This is a genomic window from Streptomyces sp. NH27 (assembly GCF_056859195.1).
The window spans coordinates 1-5970 of the sequence record NZ_JACEGK010000503.1 but is presented as its reverse complement, the minus strand read 5'-3'; the positions used below and the strand labels follow the sequence as shown (position 1 = coordinate 5970).

Below are 5970 nucleotides of genomic sequence, written 5' to 3'. Positions count from 1 at the left end.
GGGGCGGTGTCGGGGTGCGGCGGGGCGTGGTCCCGGGTGCCCTGCTCGCTGGCGGCGCCGCTCTCCCTCGCCCGCGGCCGGGCCGCCCGGCGGAGCGGGCCGACGAGGTGGGCCGACGAGGTGGGGCGCTGTGGCGTGGGCCGTCGGTCGTCGGTTGTAGGCCGTCGGTCGGCGGGCCCTGGTCCGGCGGCGGTCAGGCGGGCCCGTTATCAGGTCTTGACTGACCGGATGCCTTCCCGAGGCTCTCGGAACCGGAAGGGCGGCGTTACGGTGTGCCCCTCGCGTCCCGATCTGGGGGAAACATGCGCATCCGCACCACCTTCCGCACCACCGGTATCAGCGCTGCCGTGGCGGTGATCGCCGTCGGCGCACTGCTCACGGGGTGCTCGTCGAGTGGTAGCGGGGGGAGTGCGGCAACTACCTCGCAACAGCCGGTCGCGGTCGGGCTGACGTCGGCGGAACAGGTGGCGTCGACACTGGAGCAGAGGGTGTCCACCATGACGACGACGGTCGTGTACACGGCGGCGACCGACCCGGACCACCTGCTCGGCAAGGCACATAACTACCTGTCCAAGGTGGCGTTCTCCGACTCCCGAGTGCAGCCCGCCGACGTCGAGGGCACCAAGTCCGACGCGATCGTGCGCGGCGGCAGCGTCGAGACGTTCGCGACCTCCGCACAGGCACACACCCGCGCCAAGTCGATCGAGACCGGCGCCCAGGGTTCCGCGAGTGCGGGCGAGTACCACTACTTCGTCGGCAACTCGCTGATCCGTGTCTCCCAAGCGCTCACCTCCTCCCAGGCGGAGGACTACGCACTGGCGACGCAGAGCCTCAACTGACAGTGATGATGTTCCGCGATGATGTTCCGCGCAGGCAGGGCACCCGGCGGGGGCACGGCGCCGGGTGCTCCTTGTCGCCGGACGCCCTGACGGGTCGGCGCCGCTCGTCCGCCCGGCCGCCATGTCCAGCATGATCCTGCGGCCCGTTCCGTAGTACGCGCAGACCGTATGCGCCTGCGCCTGCTCGGCGTCCACCCGTGGACCGGGCGCGGGCGCGAGTGCGGACACGAGGCTCCCAACTCGGTTACGGCTGACCGTCGCACCGTACGAAGGACCCGTTGCGCCGTGGCCGTGCCCGCGATGTGCGGCTGTACGGGCGGCCTTACGGGCGGCCTTACGGGCGGTCTTACGCGCGGCGGGGCGGGCGGTTTGCGTGGGCCGGGCTCTTGACACGCTCGCGACGGCACGCGCATGGTTTCCACCATCCGATAGGAACCTACCGACTGGTGGAATCCGTGTCGTCAACTCGCTGGACCGTCCGCGCCGCCGTCCCGTACGCGGCGGGGGCACTGTGAGCGCCGAGCGGGCGGGCGCGCTCGCCGCTCGACTGCGCGCCGCCGTCGGCGCCGCGAAGGTGCTGACCGACCCCGCCCAACTGCGCACCTATGAATGCGACGGGCTGGCCACCGTACGGGTCCGCCCCTCGGTCGTGGTGCTGGCCGAGCGGCGGGAGGACGTCGTCGCGGCGGTACGGCTGTGCGCGGAGGCGGGCGTGCCGTTCGTCGCGCGCGGCTCGGGCACCGGGCTGTCCGGCGGCGCGGTGCCGGTGGCCGACGGCGTCCTCATCGTGCTCTCCCGGCTGCGGGCCGTGCGCTCCGTCGACCCCGACAACGCCCGGGTGGTGGTCGAACCCGGCGTGATCAACCTGTGGGTGACCCGCGAGGCCGCGCCCTACGGCCAGGCGTACGCGCCCGACCCGTCCTCCCAGCAGGTCTGCTCGATCGGCGGCAACGTCGCCGAGAACGCGGGCGGCGCGCACTGCCTGAAGTACGGCTTCACCGTCAACCACGTGATGGGCGCCGAAGTGGTGCTGTCCGACGGGGAGGTGGTGCACCTCGGCGGAACCGCCCCCGAACACCCGGGTTTCGACCTGCTGGGCGCCTTCGTCGGCAGCGAGGGCACCCTCGGCATCGCGACCGAGGTCACCGTCCGCACCGTCCAGGCACCGGAGTCGGTACAGACCATGCTGGTCGGCTTCCACAGCGTCGCGGACGCGGCAGGCACGGTCAGCGACATCATCGCCGGGGGCATCCTGCCGGCGGCCGTCGAGATGATGGACGCGCTGGCGATCGAGGCCGCCGAGGCGGCGGTGCGCTGCGGTTACCCGCGCGGCGCGGTCGCCGTCCTCGTGATCGAACTCGACGGCCCCCGGGTGGAGGTGGACGAGCAGTTCCGCCAGGTCGAGCGGATCGCCGCCGCCCGGCACGCCTTCGAGACCCGCATCGCCCGGGACGCGGAGGAACGCGCGCTGATGTGGAAGGGCCGCAAGTCCGCGTTCGCCGCGGTCGGCCGGATCAGCCCCGCGTACTACGTCCAGGACGGCGTGATCCCGCGCACCAAGCTTCCCGAAGTCCTCGACGAGGTAGGGCGGTTGGCGGACGCGGCGGGCATCCGCGTGGCGAACGTCTTCCACGCCGGCGACGGGAACCTGCACCCGCTGATCCTCTTCGACGACAAGGTCGAGGGCGCCGAACACGCCGCCGAGCAGCTCGGGTTCGCCATCCTCGACCTGTGCGTGGCCTCCGGCGGGTCGATCACCGGCGAGCACGGCGTCGGGGTGGAGAAGAAGTCCAAGATGACCGCGCAGTTCAGCGCGGACGACCTCGACACCATGCACCGGCTGCGCTGCGCCTTCGACCCGGCGGGGCTGGCCAACCCCGGCAAGCAGTTCCCCACCCCGCGGCTGTGCGGGGAGCGGCCGGGGGTGCGGACGGCGGCCGAGGACGAGGTCCGTGACGCGGCGCTGGGCGAGGTGTTCTGAGATGGGCGAGGCCAACTCCGTTGCGGGAGAACCGGGTTCCGCGGAGCCGGGTTCCGCGGAGCCGAGCGCCGGGGAGCCGGGCTACGCGGATTTGGGTGCCGCGGAGCCGGGTTCCGCGGATTTGGGTGTCGGGGCGCCGGCTTCCGTGGCGCCGGCCGGGGCCGAGCCGGGTGCTGCCGGGCCTGCTTCGGTCGCGCCCGGCTCGGTCGGCGAGCTGGCCGAGCTGCTGCGCTCCACGACCGGCACCGTCGTACCCGTCGGCGCCGGCACCAAGACCGGCTGGGCCGCGCCCGCCACCTCCTGCGACCTGCTGCTGCGCACCACCGCGCTGGACCGGATCACCGAGTACGCCCCCGGGGACCTGGTGGTCGTCGCCGACGCGGGCGTGCCACTGGCCGCCCTGCAACGCCAACTCGCCGAGCACGGACAGATGCTGGCCCTCGACCCGCCGGAGGAGGGCGCCACGCTCGGCGGTGTCGTGGCCGCCAACGCCTCCGGGCCGCGCCGGCTGCGCTACGGCACCGTGCGCGACCTGCTGATCGGCATCACCGTGGTGCTCGCCGACGGAACCGTCGCCCGTTCCGGCGGCAAAGTGGTGAAGAACGTCGCGGGTTACGACCTCGGCAAGATCCACACGGGCGCGCACGGCGGCCTCGGCGTCGTCGCCTCCACCACCTGGCGGCTGCACCCGCTGCCGCCGGCCGCCACGACCGTCACTGCCCGGGTGGACGGCAGCGCGCGGGCCGGCCGGCTCGCCGCCCGTATCGCCCGCTCCACGCTCACCCCGACCGCCCTCGAACTGCGCTGGCAGCGCGGCGAGTCGACCACCACCGGCGAACTCGTGGCCCTCTTCGAGAGCATCCCGGCCTCGGTCCGCGACCAGGCGACCCGCTGCGCCGCGCTGCTCGCCGACGAGGCCGACAAGGCCGACGACGGCCGGGCCGCGGTCCTCGGCGACGTGCCGCCCGCGTGGTTCGGCGTGCGGCCGGTCGGACCGCTGGTGCTGCGGCTGGCGTTCGCGCCCGCTGCCCTACCCCATGTGCTCGACGCGTTGCCACCGGGCGCCTCCGGCACCGCCTCGGCCGCGGTGGGCGTGGCGTACGCGGCCGTGCCCGCCGGCACCGACCTCGCCGCCTTGCGCACCGCCCTCGCCCCCTACGACGGCTCGGCCGTGGTGCTCGCCGCCGACCCCGCCCTCCGCCCGGCCCTCGACCACTGGGGACCGACCGGCGACGCCTTCACCCTGATGACCCGCGTCAAGGACCGCTTCGACCCCTCACGACGCCTTTCCCCGGGGCGACTTCTGGGAGGACTGTGATGACCACCGCCCCCTTCCCCGTCCCTGCGGATCGGCTCGACCCGCCTGCCGTGCGGCCGACCTCGTTGTGGTCGTCCGGCGTGTGGAGTGGCGTGGTGCCCGTGAGCGGGTTGTCGGGCGCGCCGAGGCCGTTGCCGGGAGGAGCCCGATGACCACCACACCGCCGCCCGAGAACCCGGGCGCAGCGCACCCCAGTTCGCCGCCGGCACCCGTTCCGCCCGTTCCCCCCGCTCCATCGGCGCCGCTCGGGGCCACCGTCGCGGCCAGCGCGGACGCGGCGACGGTCGGCCTCGGAATGCCCGGATTCGGGCTGCCCGGGGGCGCGTTCGACGGGTGTCAGCCGCCGGACGCCGCACTGGCCGGCGACTGCGTGCACTGCGGCTTCTGCCTGCCGACGTGCCCCACATACGTGCTGTGGGGCGAGGAGATGGACAGTCCGCGCGGGCGGATCGACCTCATCAAGGGCGGCTTGGAGGGCGACGCTCTCGACGCGGCCGCCGTGCGCCACCTCGACCAGTGCCTGGGCTGCATGGCATGCGTGACCGCCTGCCCGTCGGGTGTGCAGTACGACAAGCTGATCGAGGCCACCCGGGCGCAGTTGGAGCGCCACACGACCCGCCCGCGCCGGGAACGCCTGATCCGTGCGCTGGTCTACGGCCTCTTTCCGTACCCCCGGCGGCTGCGCGTCCTGCGCGGCCCGTTGCGCGCCTACCAGTCCTCGGGGCTGCGCGGCCTGCTCGCCCGCCTCGGGCTGCTGCGCCGGCTGCCGGCGGAGCTACGGGCGATGGAGGCGCTGGCACCGAAGCTGGGACCCGCGCCCGCGCTGCCCGAGCACGCGCCGGCGACCGGCACCCGACGCCGTACGGTCGGCCTGCTCACCGGCTGCGTCCAGGGCACCTTCTTCCCCGACGTGAACACCGCCACCGTAAGGGTGTTGACCGCCGAGGGCTGCGACGTGGTCGTACCGCGCCGGCAGGGCTGCTGCGGGGCGCTGTCCGCGCACGCCGGGCGGGTCCCGGAGGCGGTGCGGTTCGCCCGGCAAGCCATCGAGACCTTCGAGGCGGCGGACGTCGACGCCGTGGTGGTCAACGCGGCCGGCTGCGGCTCCCAGCTCAAGGAGTACGGTCACCTGCTGCGCGACGAGGGCGGTGACTGGCCGGCGCGGGCCGAGGCGCTGGCGGCCAAGGTTCGCGACATCACCGAACTCCTCGACGAGCTCGGCCCGGTCGCCCCCCGCCACCCGCTGCCGCTCACCGTCGCCTACCAGGACGCCTGCCACCTCGCGCACGCCCAGTCCGTACGCGACCAGCCGCGCCGGCTGCTGCGCGGCGTGCCCGGCATCGAGCTGCGCGAGCTGCCCGAGGCGGAGATCTGCTGCGGCAGCGCGGGTACGTACAACCTGCTGCACCCCGAACCGGCCCGGGAACTGGGGGAGCGCAAGGCACGCGCGGTGCTGTCCACCGGGGCCCGGCTGATGGTCACCGCCAACCCGGGTTGCTGGATGCAGGTGGCCGGCACGCTCGCCGGCATGGGCGAGCGGATGCCCGTCACCCACACCGTGCAGGTGTTGGACGCCGCGATCCGCGGTATCCCCGTCGAACGCCTCCTCGCCGGCGCCCTGGACGGCCCCGGCACCCCGCTGCCCGTGCACCCCTCAGCGCGCCGCATCCGTACGGCCGCGCCTGCGCCGGCGGCGCCACCTCCGGACCCACCCCCGGGCAACACGCCCTGATCCGTGGGCCGCGAGGGCCATCGGTGGGGCGCGCCCGGTGAGAGAGGGTGCGGCCGCCGAACGCATCGGCGGAGTAAGGGGCAAGGGGTGAGGGAGGTGG

4 protein-coding genes are annotated in these 5970 nt (G+C 74.2%); all 4 read left to right on the top strand.

What is annotated here, in order from left to right:
• The first annotated feature begins 302 nt into the window (after window positions 1-302).
• The 4 genes from AC13HU_RS30460 to AC13HU_RS30445 all read left to right on the top strand — a co-directional run bounded on the left by AC13HU_RS30460 (window position 303) and on the right by AC13HU_RS30445 (window position 5870).
• Window positions 303-839, top strand: a complete 537-nt coding sequence (locus tag AC13HU_RS30460; protein WP_483045199.1) for a hypothetical protein — start codon at window positions 303-305, stop codon at window positions 837-839.
• 511 nt (window positions 840-1350) lie between these two features.
• A complete protein-coding gene (locus AC13HU_RS30455) occupies window positions 1351-2820 on the top strand; it encodes an FAD-linked oxidase C-terminal domain-containing protein (protein WP_483045198.1) in 1470 nt (489 codons plus the stop codon).
• Window positions 2821-2965: 145 nt separating this feature from the next.
• The gene (locus AC13HU_RS30450) at window positions 2966-4138 is read left to right on the top strand and encodes an FAD-binding oxidoreductase (RefSeq protein WP_483045197.1); all 1173 of its coding nucleotides are present in this window, start codon (window positions 2966-2968) and stop codon (window positions 4136-4138) included.
• 148 nt (window positions 4139-4286) lie between these two features.
• Window positions 4287-5870 (top strand): (Fe-S)-binding protein, encoded by a 1584-nt coding sequence (locus AC13HU_RS30445; protein ID WP_483045196.1) that lies wholly within the window; start codon window positions 4287-4289, stop codon window positions 5868-5870.
• The last annotated feature ends 100 nt before the right edge of the window (window positions 5871-5970 follow it).